This is a genomic window from Sulfurisphaera ohwakuensis (assembly GCF_009729055.1).
Lineage (GTDB): Archaea > Thermoproteota > Thermoprotei_A > Sulfolobales > Sulfolobaceae > Sulfurisphaera > Sulfurisphaera ohwakuensis.
Genome location: NZ_CP045484.1, coordinates 1,162,316 through 1,184,165, shown reverse-complemented (window position 1 = coordinate 1,184,165; position 21,850 = coordinate 1,162,316). Strand labels below are relative to the sequence as shown.

The 21,850-nt window shown below is 32.6% G+C and carries 23 protein-coding genes, 2 tRNA genes and 2 pseudogenes; 14 read left to right on the top strand and 13 right to left on the bottom strand.

All coding sequences use genetic code 11. The annotated features are described in order from the left end of the window. Positions 1-123: 123 nt before the first annotated feature. From D1869_RS06620 to D1869_RS06600, 5 genes and pseudogenes are all read left to right on the top strand, one after another. Positions 124-1,302 (top strand): MFS transporter, encoded by a 1,179-nt coding sequence (locus D1869_RS06620; protein WP_231113769.1) that lies wholly within the window; start codon positions 124-126, stop codon positions 1,300-1,302. Between the two features lie 40 nt (positions 1,303-1,342). Continuing rightward, positions 1,343-1,753 (top strand): hypothetical protein, encoded by a 411-nt coding sequence (locus D1869_RS06615; protein ID WP_156014444.1) that lies wholly within the window; start codon positions 1,343-1,345, stop codon positions 1,751-1,753. Between the two features lie 22 nt (positions 1,754-1,775). Then, positions 1,776-2,456: a TatD family hydrolase gene (locus tag D1869_RS06610; protein WP_156014443.1), complete on the top strand. Its 681-nt coding sequence runs from the start codon at positions 1,776-1,778 to the stop codon at positions 2,454-2,456. A gap of 31 nt (positions 2,457-2,487) precedes the next feature. Next, a pseudogene (locus D1869_RS06605) lies at positions 2,488-3,218 on the top strand (SDR family NAD(P)-dependent oxidoreductase). A gap of 46 nt (positions 3,219-3,264) precedes the next feature. Beyond that, entirely contained in the window at positions 3,265-5,394 is a 2,130-nt protein-coding gene (locus D1869_RS06600) for a fibronectin type III domain-containing protein (protein WP_156014442.1), read from the top strand. Here D1869_RS06600 and D1869_RS06595 read toward each other — a convergent pair. After that, a tRNA-Pro gene (locus tag D1869_RS06595) sits at positions 5,395-5,488 on the bottom strand. It lies immediately after the preceding gene. A gap of 382 nt (positions 5,489-5,870) precedes the next feature. Between D1869_RS06595 and D1869_RS06590 the strand changes: the two genes are divergently transcribed. Then, the gene (locus tag D1869_RS06590) at positions 5,871-8,174 is read left to right on the top strand and encodes an STT3 domain-containing protein (RefSeq protein WP_156014441.1); all 2,304 of its coding nucleotides are present in this window, start codon (positions 5,871-5,873) and stop codon (positions 8,172-8,174) included. Here the strand turns inward: D1869_RS06590 and D1869_RS06585 are convergent. From D1869_RS06585 to D1869_RS06550, 8 genes are read right to left on the bottom strand one after another with little or no spacing between them, the layout of a single operon-like run. Next, a complete protein-coding gene (locus tag D1869_RS06585; RefSeq protein WP_156014440.1) occupies positions 8,171-8,341 on the bottom strand; it encodes an RNA-protein complex protein Nop10 in 171 nt (56 codons plus the stop codon). The two genes, D1869_RS06590 and D1869_RS06585, sit on opposite strands and share 4 nt — an antisense overlap. After that, positions 8,338-9,129 (bottom strand): translation initiation factor IF-2 subunit alpha, encoded by a 792-nt coding sequence (locus D1869_RS06580; RefSeq protein ID WP_156014439.1) that lies wholly within the window; start codon positions 9,127-9,129, stop codon positions 8,338-8,340. The genes D1869_RS06585 and D1869_RS06580 overlap by 4 nt, the downstream gene beginning before the upstream one ends. 2 nt (positions 9,130-9,131) lie before the next feature. Further along, positions 9,132-9,332 carry a 30S ribosomal protein S27e gene (locus tag D1869_RS06575; protein ID WP_156014438.1) on the bottom strand — a complete coding sequence of 67 codons (201 nt, stop codon included), beginning with the start codon at positions 9,330-9,332 and terminating at the stop codon, positions 9,132-9,134. Beyond that, positions 9,329-9,616 (bottom strand): 50S ribosomal protein L44e, encoded by a 288-nt coding sequence (locus D1869_RS06570; protein ID WP_156014437.1) that lies wholly within the window; start codon positions 9,614-9,616, stop codon positions 9,329-9,331. Before D1869_RS06570 ends, D1869_RS06575 begins: the two co-directional genes overlap by 4 nt. Next, on the bottom strand, positions 9,613-10,053 hold the full coding sequence (gene gins15 / locus D1869_RS06565; RefSeq protein WP_156014436.1) for a DNA replication protein Gins15: 441 nt from the start codon (positions 10,051-10,053) through the stop codon (positions 9,613-9,615). Before gins15 ends, D1869_RS06570 begins: the two co-directional genes overlap by 4 nt. Next, positions 10,043-11,014: a DNA primase small subunit PriS gene (gene priS / locus D1869_RS06560; protein ID WP_156014435.1), complete on the bottom strand. Its 972-nt coding sequence runs from the start codon at positions 11,012-11,014 to the stop codon at positions 10,043-10,045. The genes gins15 and priS overlap by 11 nt, the downstream gene beginning before the upstream one ends. Continuing rightward, positions 10,980-11,720 carry a DNA polymerase sliding clamp Pcn3 gene (gene pcn3 / locus D1869_RS06555; protein ID WP_156014434.1) on the bottom strand — a complete coding sequence of 247 codons (741 nt, stop codon included), beginning with the start codon at positions 11,718-11,720 and terminating at the stop codon, positions 10,980-10,982. Before pcn3 ends, priS begins: the two co-directional genes overlap by 35 nt. A 26-nt stretch (positions 11,721-11,746) precedes the next feature. Beyond that, positions 11,747-12,511: an ATP/GTP-binding protein gene (locus tag D1869_RS06550; RefSeq protein WP_010978941.1), complete on the bottom strand. Its 765-nt coding sequence runs from the start codon at positions 12,509-12,511 to the stop codon at positions 11,747-11,749. A 49-nt stretch (positions 12,512-12,560) separates the two neighbouring features. On the opposite strand from D1869_RS06550, the gene D1869_RS06545 reads away from it, so the two are divergent. Genes D1869_RS06545 through rnz form a run of 3 tightly spaced genes read left to right on the top strand, consistent with a single transcriptional unit; the run spans position 12,561 to position 15,231 of the window. Then, on the top strand, positions 12,561-13,436 hold the full coding sequence (locus D1869_RS06545) for a ribose-phosphate diphosphokinase (RefSeq protein ID WP_156014433.1): 876 nt from the start codon (positions 12,561-12,563) through the stop codon (positions 13,434-13,436). After that, positions 13,433-14,353 (top strand): TRM11 family SAM-dependent methyltransferase, encoded by a 921-nt coding sequence (locus D1869_RS06540; protein ID WP_156014432.1) that lies wholly within the window; start codon positions 13,433-13,435, stop codon positions 14,351-14,353. Before D1869_RS06545 ends, D1869_RS06540 begins: the two co-directional genes overlap by 4 nt. After that, on the top strand, positions 14,350-15,231 hold the full coding sequence (gene rnz / locus D1869_RS06535; RefSeq protein ID WP_156014431.1) for a ribonuclease Z: 882 nt from the start codon (positions 14,350-14,352) through the stop codon (positions 15,229-15,231). The genes D1869_RS06540 and rnz overlap by 4 nt, the downstream gene beginning before the upstream one ends. On the opposite strand, the gene D1869_RS06530 is transcribed toward rnz, so the two are convergent. Beyond that, positions 15,212-15,649, bottom strand: a complete 438-nt coding sequence (locus D1869_RS06530; protein ID WP_156014430.1) for an RNA-binding domain-containing protein — start codon at positions 15,647-15,649, stop codon at positions 15,212-15,214. The genes rnz and D1869_RS06530 overlap by 20 nt on opposite strands. Further along, positions 15,646-16,146 carry an AAA family ATPase gene (locus D1869_RS06525; protein WP_156014429.1) on the bottom strand — a complete coding sequence of 167 codons (501 nt, stop codon included), beginning with the start codon at positions 16,144-16,146 and terminating at the stop codon, positions 15,646-15,648. Before D1869_RS06525 ends, D1869_RS06530 begins: the two co-directional genes overlap by 4 nt. 66 nt (positions 16,147-16,212) lie before the next feature. Here D1869_RS06525 and thpR point away from each other — a divergent pair, with 66 nt between their 5' ends. The 4 genes from thpR (at position 16,213) to D1869_RS06505 (ending at position 18,982) form a co-directional block, all read left to right on the top strand. Then, positions 16,213-16,797 (top strand): RNA 2',3'-cyclic phosphodiesterase, encoded by a 585-nt coding sequence (gene thpR, locus D1869_RS06520; RefSeq protein WP_156015924.1) that lies wholly within the window; start codon positions 16,213-16,215, stop codon positions 16,795-16,797. Then, positions 16,757-17,998, top strand: coding sequence for a CCA tRNA nucleotidyltransferase (gene cca / locus D1869_RS06515; protein ID WP_156014428.1), 1,242 nt, complete (start codon positions 16,757-16,759; stop codon positions 17,996-17,998). The genes thpR and cca overlap by 41 nt, the downstream gene beginning before the upstream one ends. Beyond that, on the top strand, positions 17,986-18,594 hold the full coding sequence (locus tag D1869_RS06510) for a serine/threonine protein kinase (RefSeq protein WP_156015925.1): 609 nt from the start codon (positions 17,986-17,988) through the stop codon (positions 18,592-18,594). The genes cca and D1869_RS06510 overlap by 13 nt, the downstream gene beginning before the upstream one ends. Positions 18,595-18,908: 314 nt before the next feature. Then, a tRNA-Ala gene (locus D1869_RS06505) sits at positions 18,909-18,982 on the top strand. A 28-nt stretch (positions 18,983-19,010) separates the two neighbouring features. Here the strand turns inward: D1869_RS06505 and D1869_RS06500 are convergent. Further along, positions 19,011-19,160: pseudogene (locus tag D1869_RS06500) on the bottom strand (putative integrase); the annotation flags it as partial. Positions 19,161-19,877: 717 nt separating this feature from the next. Next, positions 19,878-20,399, bottom strand: coding sequence for a tetratricopeptide repeat protein (locus tag D1869_RS06495; RefSeq protein WP_156014427.1), 522 nt, complete (start codon positions 20,397-20,399; stop codon positions 19,878-19,880). A 173-nt stretch (positions 20,400-20,572) separates the two neighbouring features. Between D1869_RS06495 and D1869_RS06490 the strand changes: the two genes are divergently transcribed. Further along, positions 20,573-21,850 carry an NADH-quinone oxidoreductase subunit B family protein gene (locus D1869_RS06490; RefSeq protein WP_156014426.1) on the top strand — a complete coding sequence of 426 codons (1,278 nt, stop codon included), beginning with the start codon at positions 20,573-20,575 and terminating at the stop codon, positions 21,848-21,850.

Genomic DNA, 21,850 nt, shown 5'->3' with positions numbered 1-21,850 from the left:
GTTATGAGTAATTTGCTCGCTTAATCCAATATTATAATTACTTATTTGATAATACAAAATTTAAATATTCTTATTCTTTTTATTAAAACAGAAGTTTAAACCCATTTATATTACTATTTATATATGGAAAAATGGGTTCATGCAACAATCGCTTCTACATTTGCATGGGCCGGTAATATTTATGATCTCCTTATTATTACTTATGTTTATGAAGAATTGTATAAGTGTTTTGATGCATCAACAGTTATCGGTACGTTACTTTTTTCCTTAGGTTTAATTTTTAGAGTAATAGGCGGTTATGTATTCGGCAAGTTTGCAGATATTTATGGAAGGAAAGTGGTTTTAAATTTAGGTACTGCAGGATACTCTTTGTCTCAGCTTTTATTAGCATTATCTCCTAATGTTTTCATACTTTTATTAGCTAGAAGTCTTCAAGGACTCTTCATGGGTGCTCAATGGACTGCTGGTACTGTTATTGCTTATGAAAATGCACCAGTCTCTATGAGGGGAATAATAAATGGAATAGTTCAAGCCGGTTATGGGCTGGGTTATGCCTTAACAGGACTTGTTTATATTTTCTTTTCTACTAATTGGAGGATGTTTCTTTTAACTGGTGCGATACCGATTTTTCTAGTTCCTTATATTCTAGCTAAGGTTAATGATGTAAAAACATTTAGAAAAGAAAATATAAAGGCTCAAGCTAATATTTCTGGCTACCTGTCAGTTATAATAAGGAGCACTATTGTTATTTCTGGAATGTTTTTCTCTTATTATTCAATTTTTGCAGTATATCCAGAATTTCTTGAAAGTATCCAAATAAGCAAAGATTATGTAGGCTTTTTAATGTTCTTATCTAACGTTTTGTTAGCGGTCTCTTTTATAGCATTTGGTAGGGCTTCAGACAAATTTAGTAAGAGGAAGTTAATAATGTATGGTGTTATTGGCGAGATGATAGGTTTACCGTTTATGTTGGCTGTGATTGAGCAGCCTAGCTTTATTACGTTCGGTTTACTTTTATATACTATTGCTACCGGTTTTTGGCCATTAGCACCATTACTAATCGTAGAATCCGTACCTATAGAGGTCAGAGGTATGTTAACCGGTTTAACATATAACTTAGGAAGTATAATAGGTGGCATAGGTAGTATTATTATGGGTGCATTAGTTAATTCTTTTGGCATAGTTTCAGCTGGTAAATGGGGACTAATTATGGGTTATGCTTCCTTAGCTATTGTTTTCTTAACTCTAGCAACATGGAAAAGCAGTAATGTCTTGTCACGTGTTCAGAGAAGTAATATTTAGTTCTCGATTTTATAAATTCACCTCTTTTCAGTTAGAAAATATGTTAGGCAAGATCCTCATAGCTACTTTTCTAATCTTAATAGCGGTCATAGGATACGAATACTATTTTAATCATTATATAATTTCAAATCAATCCTCAAATGCAAAATATGTAGATACAACTACTATGACCCACGTTACACACTACTTTAACTATTCCTCTGCTATAGGTGTTTATGCAAATTCTTCTGGTACATATATATATCCTATTAATCTTCCAGGCTCTGGAAATATTAGCCTAACTATTAAGTCAGACACTCCTTTTAATGTAAAAGTGTATGACAATTCTACTCTGATTATAGCATATTCTGGTACTGACATCTCCAAACACTTTATTGGTGGTGGTAAATTGGAATTAGAGTTTTATAATTTCTATGGTAAGATAAACATAAGTGTGAATGAAATTTATTAAGTCATATCTTTTTCTTTTTTATATGTATTACGATGCTCATTGTCATTATTCTTATTTAAAGAAAAAATATGAAAACTTCATAATAGCAGCGGTTTCGATGGATTATTCTACATCTATAGAAACTCTTTCCTTAAAATCTCCAGATATTTTGGCTGGTATTGGAATACATCCATGGAGGGTTCATGAAGAGAATTTAAATAAGGTTTTAGAGTTAGTAAAAAAGGCTGATTTTATTGGGGAAGTAGGATTAGATTATAGATATGCTAAGGCTGATAAATCCATTCAATTAAAATATTTTGAGGCTTTTGCTGAAGAGGCTTCGAACCAGAAAAAACTTATTAACGTTCATGCCCTTGATGCATGGGAAGAGGCTTTCAATATTTTACAAAAACATAATGTTAAAAGAGCGATCTTTCACTGGTATACTGGCCCAGAAAATTTATTAAAAGAAATAGAAGGAGCTGGATATTTTATAACAGTAAATCCTTCAGTAACTTTTCAGAAAAAACATCAGAATATAGTTATTAAGTCACCTTTAGATATAATATTAACAGAAAGTGATGGAGGTTATGAGTATAAAGGCAGATTATTAGAGCCGGTCCATATAGTTGAAGCAATTAAAGAAATTTCTAAACTTAAAGGGACTTCTGAAGAAGAAGTTAATAAGATTGTAGAAAGAAACTTTAGAAAAGCATTTGGGTAAAAGTTTATGATTATGGTTTAAGGTAAGGTAGATTATGAAAGTTGCTATTGTAACTGGTGCTTCTAAAGGAATTGGTAAGGCTATAGCTATCAAGCTAAAAAATGAAGGATATACTGTAGTTTCTATATCTAGGAGTAAAGCAGAAGTTGGTGATATTATATATGAGGCCGATGTTACAGATAAGGAAAATGATTTTAGAATTGTAAAGGAGGTATATGAGAAGTTTGGAAGAATAGATGTTTTGGTTAATAATGCCGGTTTTGGTATCTATGGTTCTTTTCTTGAAACGCCTTTAGATGAAGAAGAGTATATGATAAAGACTCTTTTTATTGCACCACTATATTTTATTAAGTCTGTATATCCTATTATGGTAAGTCAGAGGGAAGGTAGTATAGTTAATATTGTTTCTGAAGCAGCATATGTTGCTACACCTAAACTTATTGTTTATTCAGCTGCTAAGGCAGGATTAGCACAATTTACTAATGCACTATGGGCTGAGGCTAAGAAATATAATGTTAAGGTAAGTGGTATTTATCCAGGACCGGTAAAAACTAATTTTACTTCTCATCCTTCATTTAGGAATTCCCAAGACGTTTTTAGCAAACTCCAGATAAGGTTGCCGATGCAGTTGTAAAAGCTATAAAGACTGGAAAGAGAGAAATTTATGTTCCTTCTAAATTAAAGATCGAACCGTATTTCCTAAAGTTTGCTAGAGTTTTTGAGAGTTTAACCTATTGGATAGTCTCAAAATATTTTAGCTAATCATGTGATAGGATTTATAAAGTATTATTTAATAGATTAGTAAATCATGAAACGGCATACCCTTTTGGCTTTGGTTTTAGTAATATTGATTTTTCCTACGTTAAGTACGGCTTACATAGAATTTACCACTTCTATAAATCAAGCAATTCCAGACTCTCTGGTTTATGCTACATCAGCTTATTACGATGGTAAAATTTTCCTTATTGGCGGAGAAAATTTATATAGTACTCCCGTTAGCTCCGTCTACATTTATGAGAATGGGAGTTGGTATTTAGGTCCTAGTTTGCCTTTTGCATTAGCCTCAGCTGGTGCAACTGTATGTAATAATACTCTTTATGTAGTAGGTGGAGCTAACTCAACTTCCATATTTGGTGGTATTCTTAAGTTTACTGGAAATGGGTGGAAAGTAATAAGTGATTCCATGCCAATTCCGGTTTATGGTGCAATTGTCTTCTCCTATGATTATAAGATTTACGTTATAGGTGGTATGAATTACTCTGGTAATTCTTTAGTTCCCCCGGTAAATTATATTCAAGTATATAATTTGAAGACTAATGCCTGGGAAATTATTGGTAATGCTCCTTTGAGATTAGCATATTCTGCATACTATTTTAACGGTTCAGCTTTGTTCGTGGTTGGTGGATTTACCCAGTCAGCAACTCTAACTTCCTCAGTCTTTGTTTATTATCCAGAAAATAATACATGGATTTCACTTCCTTCATTACCTGGTGTTGAAGCTGGTGGAGTCTTGGGATATTATGAAGGGTATTTATACCTTGTCGGTGGGCTATATTATATTAGTGGTACATATCAGTTAGGAGAAATATTATATTATTATAATGGTACATGGCGAAATACTAACATTCAGGAGCAAATATCTACGCAATTTAGTACCAGTGTACAAATAGGGAATAGGTTAATTATTCTAGGTGGTTTTGGGCCGGGTAATATTCCTTCCAATGCAATGCAAACAGTTTCAATTTATCTTCCTCCGCCTAAACCCCAAATAGCATCAGTAGCGAGTGGAAATGAGACTATTACACTAAAATGGTATGATATTAATGCCTCTGGATATTATATAACTTATTGGTCAAACTTTTCTCAAAAAGTGACCATAAACGTGGGAAATGTGACTTCATATACTATTAAGCATTTAAAGGACGGCATAACGTATTATATCCAAATAATTCCATATAATTCTCTTGGAAATGGTATACCTTCAGATATTGTTTCTGCAACTCCATCTTCTGTCCCTAATCCACCAATTATTAAAGTGAAAATTGGCAACCTTAATGCTACTTTAACTTGGTATGATACGTTTAATGGAGGATATCCTATTGAGGGTTATTATCTTTACATAAATGGTAAAGGATTAAACGTGGGCAATGTTACATCTTATGTGCTTACCAATTTAACGGCTGGAGAGCTTTATACTATAGAGCTTATTGCGTACAATAAGATTGGAAATAGTAGTATTGCCACAGTTTCTTTTATAGCTGCATCAAAAGCTAATCTCACAGTAACAGTATATAAGAAAATAAATGGATTTCTAGTAAGTTGGAACTCTACTTCTAAGGCTAAATATATATTAACAGTAAGTAAAGAAAATGTTGTTTTGCTCAATGTAAGTACTACAAATACTTCGTATTTCGTTAAAGTTCCATTTGGTGTTTATAACGTATCCTTAGAGGCTATTAACACAGCTGGAATAACAGAATATACTTTCACTTTAATTTATTATATTCAACCAGCTTCGCCAACTGTTAACTGGTCTATTACGTTAAATACAATATTATTAAATTGGAGCAAAGTTTTTGGTGCTGAATACTATTTAATTTATAATAACGGTAAGCTGGTAACTAATACTACTAACACTACTTTTACATTTAATCTTACAATTGGACAGAATGAGATAGAAGTTTATGCGGCTAATGCTTACTATAAGTCTGCTCCTTACATTATACATGATATACGTAATTATATAGTTGTAGTTAATTCTACCGTTATTTCAATTTCTGTTCCTCAGATAAAAGTAGTAAATGGCGAAAATACAGATGCTCCTTTACAGACATCTAATATAGATTTAAAATCTGCCATAATTGTCATAGCTGTATTTGTTATAGCATTGTTAATGATTTTAGTAATATTGAGAGAAAGAAGTGATAATTATTGGTAATGGGACCGCCGGGATTTGAACCCGGGACCACAGGCGTACTGGTTAGGGATTTATCCCCAGGCCTGCATCCTAGTCCAGGCTAGACGACGGTCCCTCTAGTAATGGATTACTTAAGTGATATTTGAATTTTTTGATACATGATTTCCCACAGAAAGTATGCCTTAGTTTATAGTGTCACCACTAGGGTCTTTATATTTCTATATTCACATTAGGATGTATAAAACCTTTTCTTAGTATCTTCTCTTTGTAAAGATTTTCATTAATTAATAAAATTATACCTAGTGACGACACTATGCCTTAGTTTGCTTATATTTTTATTTTATGTGAATATAAATAAAAATAAAATATTAATTAAATATATTAAAAATAGTTATTATATTATATACATAATTTTAAATTTAAATATAATTTTCATTAATTTATCAAACCCGTGTTTATGGATTAAGCTTATATAACTTAAATAAATAGGTATTTCGATGCAGTCAACTACTAAGGTTATTCCTAAATTTGATAAATTTAAGTTTCTTGATGTTGCTGTTATAAGTGGTCTAGTTATAGTATCGATTTTAATAAGAATAGTAAATATACTTGCCTTTCCCCAGAGTGTAAATGAGTTTGATCCTTGGTATCTTTTTTACAATGCACTTTTAATTGCACAAAGTGGTGGAAACTGGTACGCTGTACCACCAGATGTTCATGGTTGGTTCCCATGGGGTTATTTTATAGAACTTGGAAATACCATCGGATTACCATGGTTAGTCTCCTTGTTTTCATTGCCTTTTTATGGGCAATTTGGTTTTAATGCAGTGTATACAGTTGCAGTTCTCTCTGATATACTTTTAGATGGTTTAGGAGTAGTTGCTGCTTTTTTAGCTATTGATGTAATTACTGAGAATAGGATTGGCGCATATATTGCAGCTGCTATAGTTGCAGTTTCTCCATCACTTACATACAAGAACTTACTAGGTGGATTGCCAAAAACTTCATGGGGAGCAGTATTTGTACTCTTTTCAATATATTTCGTTACTCTTGCTATTAAGAGAAAGAACCCTCTTTATGGTATTCCAGCAGGTATAATGATATTTTTAGCTAATATTACATGGGGAGGGTATACTTATATTGACTTAAGTCTCGCGATTGCTGCTTTCCTCTTAGTGTTGCTTAACAAAAATGATGAGATTACTGCAAAGACCTTAACTATATTAGCTATAACTTCGGCTTTTCTTACGTCATTAGCTCCAAATAATATTGGTTTTATGTCCGGGTTAGCTCACGGTTTGTCACTCCTTGTAATTCCACTGTTCCTTTACATAGAGCTCTACATTAGACAAATTATTCCTAAAGAAATATTAGATTCAAAGAACATAATAATCGGTGCTGCAATAGTATTTATTCTAGCATTAGGAATTTTAGGATTAGCCGCTTTAGGAAAATCTCCAATACCATCAAGATATTATGCAATAGTTAATCCATTCTTCCAATTTTCAGTACCTATAGATAGGACAGTAGCTGAATATATTCCTCAACCTGTAACAGCAATGATCCAGGATTTCGGAATATCATTATTTCTCTCAATTATAGGAATGTACTTTGTAATTACTAGAAGAGCTCAATTACCTGGTTTATGGCTCTTAATTTTAGGTGTTGCAAGTATTTATGGAACATCAGAGCAACCATACCTGTTTAATTATACTGCATATATTGTTGCTGCATTAGCTGGTTTAGGTGTTGCTGAGATTGCAAACAGATTTGCAGAAAGCAAATCTAGGGGTGTAAGAATAGCACCACTAATCATGTTAGGAATAATTGGTATATCTTTATTAGCTGATGCTGGAATATCAATGGAAATTAGCTATGAACCTACAGCTATCTATAATGCAGCAACTTCATTTTTAACTACTAATTATGCATGGATATCAGCGCTAGACTGGATAAATCATAATACACCAAAGAATGCGTTTATACTAAGCTGGTGGGACTATGGATATTGGATTGAAGTTGTGGGTAATCGGAGCGTTATTGATGAGAATAATACACTTAACGGTACTCAAATTAAGCTTATGGCGGAAATGTTCCTAAATAATGAGACTTTTGCTGTTAACGTTTTAGAAAACGATTTTCATATATATCCTTATGGTAGTCCTAACTATAATATTCCAGTTTATATTGTCGCTTATGATGCTGTGACACAATACATTTCAAGTTCTGGGCAATCAGTATGGTTTATTGGTTATCCAACAAACTTCCCGGGAGAATTTATAGGTTATACTACAAGTCTAGGTGATATTGCTAAAGCAATGGGTGCAATGACAACTATAGCTGGTTATAATATGTATAGTTATGTTAACTTCACTTATGTTAATGAGACAGCCTCAACTTTAGCCGAGGCAGGACAAACTCAGTTAGCTTCAATAGTTGCTAACTCATTACCAATGGCCTGGACACCCAAAGCATATAATTCATTGATAGTTAACATGTTTATTGAAGGAGTTCAAGCATTAAATCAAGGTCCGGTTCAAGCTCCATTTTCAATATCATTAAGCCAGTTATCTTCAGCGTTTGGTGGTAATGCTACTTTGATTAATCCTAGTGGTATTTTGCCAAATGTCGTTTTACCCTACTTTAGACCAGTATATATTTCACTATATCCAGTTACTGCTGAGCCTGCAGTAGGCGGGGAAGCAATAGTATATATTATTGTTGTAGTTTATCAATTTGTAGAACCAAACGTTATTCTACCCTTAACAATTCAAGAAAATGGGACTACAATAACTACTTAACAATTTAATTTTATACCTTTTTTTAATTCTATTCTATATTTTACATATTTATCTATTGGGGAAAATCTAGCTGGATGGGGAATAATTGTAGGAGTACCACAAATAGGGCATATATCTTTTAAAGTATATGTACCGTCTTTAGGACATTTTTTTATTTTCCATTTCATTTTCTTACCACATTAAATTCTACTTTTTCCTCTTTACTTATTTCTCTTATATTATCTAATATTTCGGTCATTACTTTAGAGAGAATTTTCGGATCTGTACCTATTATATCTATCCTATATCTAGGAGCACCAATAGTGTAAATTTTTATATCAACATCAGCATTTTCAGCTATTTCAACTGCCGCCCCTAAAACTTTTCTTATTTTTTCAATTCCAGCTGGATCACTGCTTCTTAGAGTAATTACTTCACTTATTTTAACTCTTTTTTCTTCTATGTGTTTCCCAATTTCTTCCATTAGAGGTTTAATCCAAATTTCTGGTACGCCAGCGTTTTTAAGTATTGAATCCCCCTCTTTAACTGCCTTAACTAGAGCATCATATGCATCGCCATACTTATCTTCAAGTTTCCATGCTACTTGTTCCCATCCTTCCTTTTCTGTCTTATTTATTTTTTGAGAAACTATCTCTAGAATTTTATCAACTTTTTGTATTTTCTTCCACTGTGACATTTTCTTTCTTTTTTCATCTTCTGTAACTTTCTTCAAAGATACATCTATAGTTCCTTTTCTTTTATCCACTCTAATTACTTTCACAACTATCTTTCTGCCTTCTTTTATCACATCACGAATGTTCTTTACCCATCTACTACTAATTTCACTCCAAGGCAAGAAGGCTTGAAGATTTCCATATTCATCCAGAGTTACATAACTACCATAATCAAAAACTTGTTTTACAGTTGCAATTAAAATTTCTCCTTCAGTTGGAATAGGGTTTTTATTATAAATCATTTTTAACCTAGTATTCTAACTGTTTCACCGACTATTTTAGCCTTACCGCCCCTAGGATATACAAGTTGTGTACCACAAGACAAGCATCTCACTGGGAAAGTTGCATGGCTAAACACTGTTTGTTCGTTTCCACAGTTAGGGCATTTAATTCTAAGAAATTTGCTTTTAGGTTCTGGGATTAAAACTTTGAATTTTGCCTTCATTTAACCACCTCAACTAGTTCAATTTTCTTCATTCTTAATCCTTCTCTCATTATAGTATATCCGCATTTTTGACATTTTAATACTAGTGTTTGTTTCTTTGTTGTTTTAGCGAATCTCTTTTGCTCTGGTTTTCTTTTGCTTCCATAACCTAGATTCTTTCTGTCATATCTTCGTTGTCCTTCTGAGAGAGTCCTTCTCTTACCACCTTTATATAAGGATACAGAATGTTCAGTGTGAGTTTTGCATTTGGGGCAATATGTAGTTATAACTTTGGGAACTTTCATTCTACTTCTAATGGAGTAATATAGTTTAAGGTTATTAAAGCTAAAACTTGTCTTAAAGGCAATAAAATTAAGTCACCAGGATGAAGAGTCTTATTTTTCATAGAAAATTTAACATTAACATAGCATAATATTTTGTCTTCTAGATTATAATATTTTCCAGAAAGGAAATTAGTATAAATTCTCTTCATTAAATTTAAAACTTGCAAAAAATCAGAATCAAATCCTTTTATTTCCTTTCCTTCAACAAGTTTACTAATTCTTAGTTCAAAAAGTGATTCTGTCAGCTCTTCATAAATTTCAATTTCTTTTTTATGTAGTTCATCATTATATTTTCTCCTAAGTTTTCTCAGCTGCACTATTAACTGGTTTAAATCTTTTAACTGTATTTCGGTAGGTTCTTCTTTTAAGGTTTCATTTAATACTATCTCATCTAACATATGCTTTCACCTTTCCTAATCCTTTTAATGCTAAATATACTCCTATCCTTGTATCAATTTTTATTGGATAATTTCTCTTAACTGTATACTTATAGTTAAATACTGTTAGCTCTGCCGAAACATATGGTAAAAATACACAATCACCACCAAATGGGGATAGCCATTCACCGTATTCAAATTTGTCATTTTTTATTTCCACAACCATTAATCCAGCTTTTCCATTTAATGAACCAGGGATTCTAACTAGTCTTCTAATGTCAATAGTAACTTGAGTATCAATATTAATACCTTCTATTCCTTTTGCTATTCTTCCAGACCAACCTGGATTTCCTTCATATATAACTGGGGGTTTTGGAGATGTGAAATACTCAGCTATTTCTTTCCTATCGTCTGGGTCAAGCAATGCACAGTCTTCGTAACAAGTAACTCTAAGATGAAACCCTCTATTTCCAGAAAAGAATATTCGTGCATTAAGTCCAAAATCTTCCTTAAGAATATCTTTAATAAGGAGAGCTTTTTCAAAAACTTTCATAATGCATTCAGTAGTTATTTCAGCATACTCAATTGGAGATTCTCCGTTACAATTAGAAGCTAGAGTCTCATATCCATCTTGAGGGCAAAATCTTCTTACTTTAACTTCACATATTTCATCAGCATCTAAATCGAAAAGTAAATCTGAGCCTAACCATCCTTTTTCATCCATTTCTTTTGCTGAAGGTAATTGATATCTTGCTGAAGAGTAATATAGATGTAATGGTACGTTTTGAAGTATATACTGCCTTAACTCCTGTGGTGATGAAAAGGATAAGTGTCTTACATATGTTTCAGAATCAAAGGGCTGATATGCAAATTCTCTTAGTTCCATATCATTTGGTAAATCTAACTCAGCTTTCTCATAATATTCTGAAAAAAGAATCTTAATTATCTTATTCTGCTCTTGGTGCAATGTAGAAATCTGCATACCCCCCTTGAGGTAAGTTATATCTTAGTTTCAATGGTATTTGCGATCCAAAGGCTATCTCAACAGTATCTGAAGGTTTTCTCATTTTTGACGTATTTACTACATACTCAAGTCCATATACACTCTCTGCATCTCCTCCTTCGCTTTCTAAAAGGCCTCCATTCTCTGTTGACAATTCTATAGTAGAAGATCCCATATCTGAATTTGCAGAAAGGTATAGTTTTCCTCCTTCAGCTTTAAATGTAATTGAGTCTCCGCCTATATCTTCTATTTCATCTATTATATCCGTAAATGTGACTGTAAGAGCCTTTGCCTTAAATGGAAATTCTAGGTTTAGATTTGGAGTTTCTATCTCAGAAGCAACTATTGATGGAAAAGTAAATGTTCTTTCATATGCACCATCAAGAGTAACTTTTATGTTTTGATTTTCATCTGTTTCTAAGTACAAGCTATCGTTCTTTGTAACAGTCTTTAATACATCAGTAAAATCCTCTAATTTTACTCCTACTTTTTCTTCCTTCTCTACATTATATTCCTCAAAATAACCGGAAGGAATTAAAATATCAATAAATGTAACCCTAGAAGGATCAATACCCCTAATTTTTAGTCCATCTGAGGTAAAATCAAGTGTTATTTCATCTATGAATTCCTCTAACGTTCTGAAAATATATGAAAAAGCATCTGCGTCAATAACTTTAACTCTCATATATAAGTCATTATCGAAATAGAATTTTAAAGCTTAGGACTTGGTTCTTCTGTTAGGTAATCCTCCCCTCCAGCAAATATTCTTTGGAGTTCAGCATAAAGCTCATCAAGTCCTTCTCCAGTAATTGAGGATACAGGTATGGGCATATTATCCAAATTCTCTATAATTGTATTGGCAAGTTCATATGAATACTCATCAATCACGCCCAAATCATCTATAATGCTTCCTTCTTCTATCCAATTTCTTATTCTTTCTAACTCTTGTGGTGTTAATAGGTCAGCTTTTGATAGTGTTAATACTTGTGGCATCACTAATCTGAATTTTATCGAACTGGAAAGTAACAGAAGAGAGATATAACTTCTAGCATCTTTTGCCAGAAAAGAGTCCATCAAGAAAACTGAGGCTGATTTATTTCCTTCACTTATAAGTGAAGAGAGAATTCTTCCAGTTTCTCTATAGGCAAATAATTCTATTTGACCCGGCGTATCTACTATAACATAATTAGCTTCAATTCTATTTACCTCTTCCTTAATCTCCTTTGCTTTTGTCAATAAAAGATCTATAGAAGCAATGAGCGAAGAATTAGGTCCTAGACCATATTTTTCCATTACTTCAAATGCATCAACTAATTCTCTTACGTCAAAGTCTGGTTTATAAGGAATTTGTTCCACTGCTGGGTCTAAATTTATTATAGCAGTATCCATTTCATTATCTAGCAAATAATCTTGAAGAGATTTCACTAATGTTGTTTTGCCTGATCCAGCCGTGCCTAGGATAAATATGAAGTACATACTATTCCCGAGTTTAATCTTAAAAACTACTCCCTAAATTAAATAGTTAATGATTATTATTGGAGGAACAGCAACAAACGGGATAGATGAAAATTTATCAAAAATTATTTCAGTTCCTCTTCTGAAGGTAGAACACAAGGTTTTTCCAGATGGAGAATCATATATTAGAATTCCACAACATATAACAAATCAAGAGATTTTAGTAGTCCAATCATTATATCCACCACAAGATAAACATTTCGTTGAATTACTCTTAATTCTAGAAACATTAGCGGATATGAAGAATAATAAGATTACAGCTATAGTTCCTTATTTAGCATATTCTAGACAAGATCGAAGATTTAAGGAAGGAGAAGCATTAAGCATAAAGACAATCCTCAATGCTATTGCTAGAGCTGGTGCTGACGTATTAATAGTAATCGAACCACATAAAGAGGAGGAATTAAGCTATTTTGGTAAGGAAGTTAAAATTGCCGATCCAATGCCAGAACTAGCTAAAGAAGTTAGTAAAAAGGTTGAGAAACCATTTGTTTTGGCACCAGATAGGGGAGCTTTGGAAAGAGCTAAAAGATTAGCTGAACAACTTAATGCAGAGTATTCATATATAGAAAAAGAAAGAGATAGAGATACAGGAGAGGTTAGAATAAAGAATTTACCGGAATTAAGGCTAAGTGGAAAAGATGTGATTATTGTTGATGACATAATTAGCACTGGAGGCACAATGATCCAGGCTACGAGAGCTGCTTATGAGCATGGTGCTAGGAAAGTGATTTCTGTAGCTGTGCATTCATTATTTTTGGATAATGCCTACGAAAAATTGATTAATAGTGGAGTTAAGGAGATTGTAACAACTAATACTATACCACAAGATCCATCAAAAGTAGCAGTAGTTGATGTATCACCAGCTATAGCGAGAAAAATATGAAAGCTTATGCTATTTTAAACCAGAATAATCTATTTTTATCCTTAGAAGAACTTAAAGCAATAATAGATTCTGATGAAGTAGAATATTATCATGGTGTAGCCTTATTTAATAAAGAACCTAATAATGTTGCCAAAAGATCAAGTTTAATTAAATATAGTGGGAGAGTTATTGCTATATCCCATGATGTAAATGAAATAGTAAAAAATATAAAGGGTGAATGTTTTTCCGTTGATCCTACTGTTATCACTAAGGAATATAAAAGTGAGTTTTTATCTATATATGATAGAATTATAAATAATATAAAAGTATCAAAGAAATGTAAAAAAATGGATTTGATCTTTACAGAAGGATTAATTATAGCTGGTCTTAGGGTTGAGGAAAAGGATAATGAAAGCTTATTTAAGCATTCTAAAAAGCCTTATTCTCAATCTGGTACTTTATCTCCAGACATAGGTAGACTAATGGTTAATCTTTCTAAAAGTAGAAAAACGATCCTAGACCCTTTTGTAGGAACCGGGACAATATTAATAGAGGCTAAATGGTTAGGACTTAATTGTATTGGTCTTGATGTTGATAGTAAAATGATAGAAAAGAGCTTAGTTAATTTGAGGTACTTTGGTTATGAATGTGATATCTTAAGAGGAGATGCAACATCTTTACCTTTTAATAATATTGAAGCTATTGTTACTGATCCTCCCTATGGTAGATCTGTAAGTGTAAGGGAGGGGATAAACAATCTGTATGAGGGCTTCTTCTATTCGGCAAGTAATATAACGCGTACTTTAGTTTTTACTACGGATTCTAAATTAGATTGGAGAGATAAGTTAAAGGAAGTTGGTTTTAATGATATTTCAATCCATTTTATTTATGAGCATAAAAGTTTAAGCAGAGCAATATACGTGGTAAGAAAAAAATGATTACAGTATATTTTATAGGTACTGGTGGAGGAGCTCCTAATAAAAGGGGCTTACCAGCAATTATGGTTAGAAGGGAAGGTTTTGATGCTCTATTTGATTGTGGTGAAGGAACCCAATGGAGGATGATGGAGCATAATCTTAGTTTTATGAAAATAAAACTCATTGGAATTACTCATATGCATGGCGATCATGTTTTAGGCTTACCTGGAATGATCGAAACCATGGGTATGTATAGTAGAAAAGAATCATTACTTTTAATGGGACCAAAAGAATTAAAAGAATTTCTAGAGGATATTTTTAAAAAAACTTATTTTTACCCAAATTTTGAGATACAGATAATAGATAAATATGAAGATGAAAATATTAAGATTAGTACTTTTGAAACGTGCCACACAATAGAATCACAAGGATATTTATTTGAGGAAAAGGATAGACTAAAGATTGATATTGATAAATTGAGAAAAGAGGGAATAAAGGATTGGAGAATTATAAGGATGCTAAAAGAAGGAAAAAGAGTGGAAATAAATGGAAAAGTTCTATTACCGGAAGACTATTTAATAGTAAAAAAGGGTATAAGAATTGCATATACGGGAGATACGGGACCTTGTGAGAAGGTTATAAATGCTGTAAAAGATGTGGATCTTCTTATTCATGATTCTACTTTTATTGATGAAAAAGAAGCTTATAAATATGGACATTCAAATAGTTATGATGCAGCATATGTAGCATTAAAAGCTAATGTGAAAAGGTTAGCTCTTTTTCACATAAGTCCAAGATATGATGATACATATGAAATGCTAATAAGGGCTAAAAGAATTTTTGAAAAAACTTTTGTTGCTGAACCATTATCTTATTACATTATTCGTCAGAAGGAATAGGATTCTCCCAAAGAGGGACGCCTTTAGCGGTCTTAGGGGTTAACCAATCAATAAGCGCTTGAGGGTCTTTATACTCTATCGTTACCTTTATAGGCCCTAGAGGGGATTCTTTTTCATCATCTACAAAAGAGATTTTTCCTACTGCTGCAGCTTGTTTATTTAACATAAAAGTAATAACGTTTCCGATCAGATTCTTAGTTAAATACTTTCTTGCTGCATCAAGAATTCTCTCTTCCCTTAATTTTCTGTGAAACTTCTGTAAACTAAGGAGTGTATGTGATTCTGCAACTAGTATCTTTATGTAACCACTTTTTTCTTCTTTCAGATTTTCAAAATCAAATAAATTTCTAATAGCTTGAAGTACTTTATTCTCATCTTCTGAAGGTCTAACCTCCACTTCTATGATAATCTTTGTCATAATATTCGCTTTAATAATTCTTCTGCCTTACTCTTAAATTCCTCTATCGTAGAATCATTAATTAATATGTAATCAGCCAACGCTATTACATTTCCTATTCCCATTTCTAATTCCTCCCAATCTCTTTTCATTAATCCCTCTACGGTTAAAGTATCATCCTTTCTACCCCTTTTGAGAAGTCTTTCATATCTTAGCTTTGGAGGAGAGTGAACTGCAATTATAGTTACATCGCCTATCTTCTTAAACTCCTCTATCTCTTCCCAGTTTCTTACTCCGTCAAAGGCCACAATTTTCTCTTTTTCAATTTTTTCTATACAAAGTTTCGCTACAGCCCCTTTTCCATATAACTCTCTAATTCTTTTTGCAAAATCCATTAATCTTTCCCCTTCTTTTGCCTCTTTGTAATACTTTTCTCTCAAGACATCACTCATAGTAATTACCTTTATTCCTTTTTCTCTAAGGATCTTGGCAAGTTCTCCTTTTCCAGATCCGGGCATGCCGGTAATTGCAATTATTTTAATTAGTGACCACCAATTATCTCATTAATGGGGATATAAAAATTGATCAGGCTATTTACAGCAGTTGATATTCCTCAATTTCCTAAAGTTCTTGAATTTATGGAAGCTGTTAAAAGGACTGGCGCTGATGTAAAACTTGTTGAACCATATAACATACATATAACTCTTGTTTTTATTGGTGAAATTCAAGAAAATAAATTAGATCTAGTAAAAGAAGCTGTTGCTAGAATAGATTTTCAGTCCTTCAAAATAAAGCTAAAAGGAGCTGGTGCATTTCCTAATTTATCTAGACCTAGAGTAGTCTGGATAGGAATTGAAGGAGGATTACAGCAATTAAGGACAATAAGAGGTAACTTGTTAAAAGAGTTATTAGCTCGAGGTATTAGGCCAGAAGATGAAAAAGAATTTACTCCTCACTTAACAATAGGCAGGGTTAAAGGTCCCTCAAACATGATAAATTTAGTTAATGTTATTAACGAGTATCAGAACACAGAATTTGGAGAAATAGTCGTTAATAAGATAATTTTATTTAAGAGTACTTTAACACCTAAGGGGCCAATATACGATCCATTATTAGAAGTGACCTCTAATGACAATAGAGGAGGAAGTCCTAAAGAGAGTAAAACCTAGCAAAGAAGACGAAGAAAAGTTAAGGGAAAAAGCTCAGATTATATTAGATAGACTAAAGGGCTATAATGCAGAAATTGAGGGTTCATTCAGGAAAGGTACATGGCTAAAAGGAGATACTGACATAGATATTTTCGTATTTTTTCCTAAAAGTGTGGGTAAAGAATATCTTAAAGAGAAGGCTTTAAAGGAATTAATAGAAAGATTACGTGATTTGAACTATAAAATTGCTTACGCCGAACATCCTTATTTAATAGTATATGTTGATGATGTTGAGATAGATGTAGTTCCAGCTTTAAGCATAGAGTCTGGAGAGGAAGCAATTACTGCGGCAGATAGAACCCCATTTCACACTAAGTATGTAATTTCTCATTTAGATGAGAAGGGAAGAGACGAAGTAAGGCTATTAAAGAGATTTTTGAAAGGAATCGGAGTATATGGGGCAGAGATCAAGGTTAAAGGATTTTCTGGTTATGTTACTGAGCTTTTAATAATCTATTATGGTTCATTCAAAGAAGTTCTTAGAAATGCATCAAAGTTTCGTCCACCAGTTAGAATAGAATTAGTGAAACCAAAGAAGGAATTTGATTCCCCCCTAATTATTCCTGATCCCGTAGATCCTAAAAGAAATGCATCATCAGCTGTATCATTAAAAAGCTTAGCAACTTTTGCTTTAGCTTCAAAAATTTATCTTGAAAAGCCTTCCATAGAATTCTTTTTTCCCTCTAAACCAGGTAGGCAAGCAATAAAAGGTGACATTCTTCTCGTAAAAGTGAAAATTGAGGAAAGTACTGTGGAAGATATAGTATGGGGACAAGTCTGGAGAAATGTGGAAAAGCTAAAAACATTAATAAGTCATGAAGGCTATAGGGTTATTGATATCTCCGCTTGGGGGGATGCTGAGAATATAACTATTGGTATACAATTGGAAAGTAAGAGTATTGGAGAGTATTATCTAAATGTGGGCCCTTACTTTTATCTTCATAACGTAAAAGATTTCATAGAAGAAAACGAGAATGTATGGATTGGTGAAGATGGTAGGCTATATTCTATTAAGAGAAGAAAGTATACGGTGGAGGAAATAATAAAAAGAAATTTATCCTTCAAGCAGAAGTTTACTTATGAATTACATTGGCTTACCGAGGAAGTAGATGACCCTTGGATAAACTCATTTCTAAAGAAAACACCGAGTTGGTTAAAGTAAGGGATTTCATTTATCCAAGATATGATGAAAATATTGAAAGAGAATTAATAGAACACGGTATAAAGGAACTTTACTCTTTTGGATCAGTAAATATAGGTAAGGTAAATGTTATAGGGAAAGGAAAAACCGGAATAGTAGTTCTTTTTGATAACAATAAAGTAATAAAGATCAGAAGAAGTGATTCTCCTAAAGAAACATTAGAGATAGAAGCTAAAATTCAGATAAAAGCATTCCCAGTTGCCCCAAAAGTATATGATTACGGTAGAAATTTTATACTTATGGAATATATTGATGGAAGACATTTAACTAGAGAGGAGAAAATAGATATTATAATAGACTTACTTAGAAAAGCAAAAGAATTGGAAGATAAAAAGATAGAACATAAAGAATTAGCCAGGCCTTACAAAAATGTGATAGTTAAAGCTGATAGAGTTTATATAATAGATTATGATTCTGCAAGTTTTAAAGAAAATCCTCTCAATGTTACCTCAATATTAAGCTGGCTTAATTTCCCTCATTTAGCCACTATGTATAAAAAACACCGCAATATCGAAGAAATCATTAGTTTACTCTATTTATCAAATGAAAATCAGTAAAATTTGATTTTCATTATATAATAATAATATAATTAAGCTTAGGCTTTACGTATTCAATTTCATTTCAAGCCTTTCTTAGCCTTTAAGAAATATAAATTAATTAAATAGATATTTTCTTCCTTGTCTTAATGTATAATCATTACCTCATTCAATTCCCTTATAAATTGAAGTTAAATCAGTAAGTGTCAATAAGAAAGAAAAACTTTACTATTTATTGTTCTCTAGCAAGTCAATTTAGGTCTATTGTAATTTAGCATACTTTATGTGTTAAGCTTAACAAAAATTTTAAATCGTTTAGTTAAATCTAATTTATTGGGCCGGTAGCTCAGCCTGGAAGAGTGCTCGGCTTGCAACCGAGAGGTCCCGGGTTCAAATCCCGGCCGGTCCACTGTGGGGGATACCCCCACACCCCCAATGCTAAGGTAAAACTCCACGATCTTATCTAAGGGACCAATGTAATGATCCCTTCTCTGACCTCTTTCATCCTTCTCTATTAAGTAAACATAATACTTCCCCTTAACCTCACGGATTCTTATATTACCAAATGTGAAAACTTTATTACCCATAACCCATTAATATGGCGTTAGCTTAAAAGCGTTGATAATTATCAGGTCAATCATAGAATTAAAACTCGGAATAATATATGAGAAGATATCAACTAAGGATTTATTTTCGTAATTTTGGAACTAAAATAAGGGAGCTTTTATAATCTAGATTTTTAATATATTTAATTTATATTGTTCTATAATAGTGATTTTCACTTTGCTTTGTTTGAAAATTATTCATTATTTTAGTTTTATCACAATAATTCTATAATTAATTAAATTAAAATACAATAGCGTAATATAGGAAGAATCTATTAGATTCACTATGTTGTTTATGATTCTGCTATTTGTTTATAGTCCTCATAACTCAATCTCGTAAGACGAAAAATATTGCAGTATAAAATAAGCTACTTAACAGTTAATTTAAATATTAAGAATTAGTAACATAATTAAATTAAAATAATTTAACAATATTTTTTATTAATTAATTTTATTCTTCCTTATAAACTCTTTGTAGATTGCGAACAAATAAGGTATCCTATCTTTTTCAAATGGTGATTTAATAAAAACGTCTAGGAATATATAAGAGAAAATTTCTATGCTATTTTTTGTTAGAGAAAGTGTTTAATAACTTAGAAAGAAATTAAGTATCATATTTCTTTATTATTAATAGTAATTTCAGTTGGTTATTCTATTAACTTGTGATTTTGTAAAATTTCCCAATTATTAGTCATATTATCATTTTATCCTTAAAATTTCTCTTTTAAAGTTAACTAGCTCTTCTTTTTTTATCTTGGTTATAGCTTCATCAAGAAATTGTAAAGCCTCTTCTTTTCTACCCAATTCTAGTAAATCAAGGACTATGGCTTCTATTAACCATTCGTTATTAGGATCTTTTATTAGTGCCTTTTTATAAGCTTTTATAGCTTCTTCAAATCTGCCCTCTTCATCCAACATACTTCCTATAACGTAATAGTAGAATAAAGCGTGTTGGTAATCTATCACTGTAGCCCATTCTAAAGCCTTTATTGCCTCATCTAATTTACCTAGTCTTTGTAAAAGCAAGGCTTTTTTGTAATGAAAATCTTCTATGTGAGGGTCTAATTTAATAGATAAATTATATTCTTCTAATGCTTTTTGAGGCTCGGTAAGTTCTAATAATTGGGCTAGTTCAAAATGATACCATGGATTTTTTTTATCAGCATTTATTAGTAGTTGTAGTTCTTTTATTCTTAGATTGGGATCAATTATCTTTTCCATTAATCTATTTTTAACCGGTAAAATTTTAAATATTGTTGTTTTAGATCGTACTAGTTTTCTCTTTAAAGTTAATACATGTTCTTATTGAAGAAAGAGGATAACATCATTTAACGATTGTTTGTATCATTTATCTAAGAAATATTTAAAATAACAAGAATCGTAAATTATCCTAAATGTCATTTAAAATATCGAGGCGAGATTTCATAAAATTGGCACTTACGGCAACAATGATAGCAGCCCCTGAATGGGACAAAGCTGTGGCTAAAGCTGTAGATATGATAAAAAATGGTGATGTTAATATAATCTGGTTTGAAGCTCAAGCGTGTGAGGGAAATACTACTGCGATTATACAAGCTACAGACCCTGATGTAGTTCAAGTACTTTTTGGAGCTAGTCCTCTTGTGGGACCAGGAAGTGTCAAGATTTCATTTTGGCCTTCTCTCATGCCCCAGCAAGGAGAACAAGCTACAGCTATATTAGAGGCTGCATTTAGGGGAGAGTTGAACCCTTATGTATTGGTTTTAGAAGGAAGCTTTCCTGATGAGGCAACTGCAAGAAAATATAATCCAAGTAATCCTGGTTATTGGGGTATGTTAGGTGATAAAACATTAAATGAGTGGACTGCAATGCTACTAAAAAATGCTGTTGCAGTACTAGCTGTAGGTAACTGTGCAAGTTATGGCGGAATACCATCAGACAAGGTTTATCAACCCCCACCATCCTTCATTACTCCTACTTGGTCACCATCTCCTACGGGTGCTGTAGGCTTCTTTGACGACCCTCTTAGAGGGTATGAAGGATTATTAACAAAAATCTATAAACAACAGTGCTGTAATAACCTTCAACCAGATGCTTCTAAATGGGCAGAACCTTTCTATACCTTTGTGAAGAATCCTAATGCTTATCTTGATGTAACTCCATCTTCTTCTGCCTCTGTTAAACCTGCGATTGCTGTTCCAGGATGCCCGGCAAACGGTAATGGAATTATGAGGACTCTCGCGAATCTAGTTTTATGGGCAGGAGGATTAGCTCCTCTGCCAGAACTTGATCAGTATTGGAGACCTATGTATTTCTTCAGATATACAGTTCATGAACAATGCCCTAGAGCGGCTTGGTATGCTTCTGGGGTATTCAGAACCCAACCGGGTGAACCTACAGCTGCTTGTTTATTTGAAGTGGGATGTAAAGGCCCTGTATCAAATTGTCCGTGGAACAAGTATGGCTGGGTTGGGGGCATAGGAGGACCTACAAGGACTGGTGCAGTATGTATAGGATGTACTATGCCTGGTTTTTCAGATCTATATGAACCATTTTATAAACCTCTTCAAGTCCCTACCCCATCGAGTGTAACCACTACAGCTGGTTTAATAGCAGGTGGAATAGCACTAGGAGCTTTAGCGGCTTATGCAGAAAAGAAAATGCTTGTTAAGAGTAAGGAAAAGGCGAAGTAG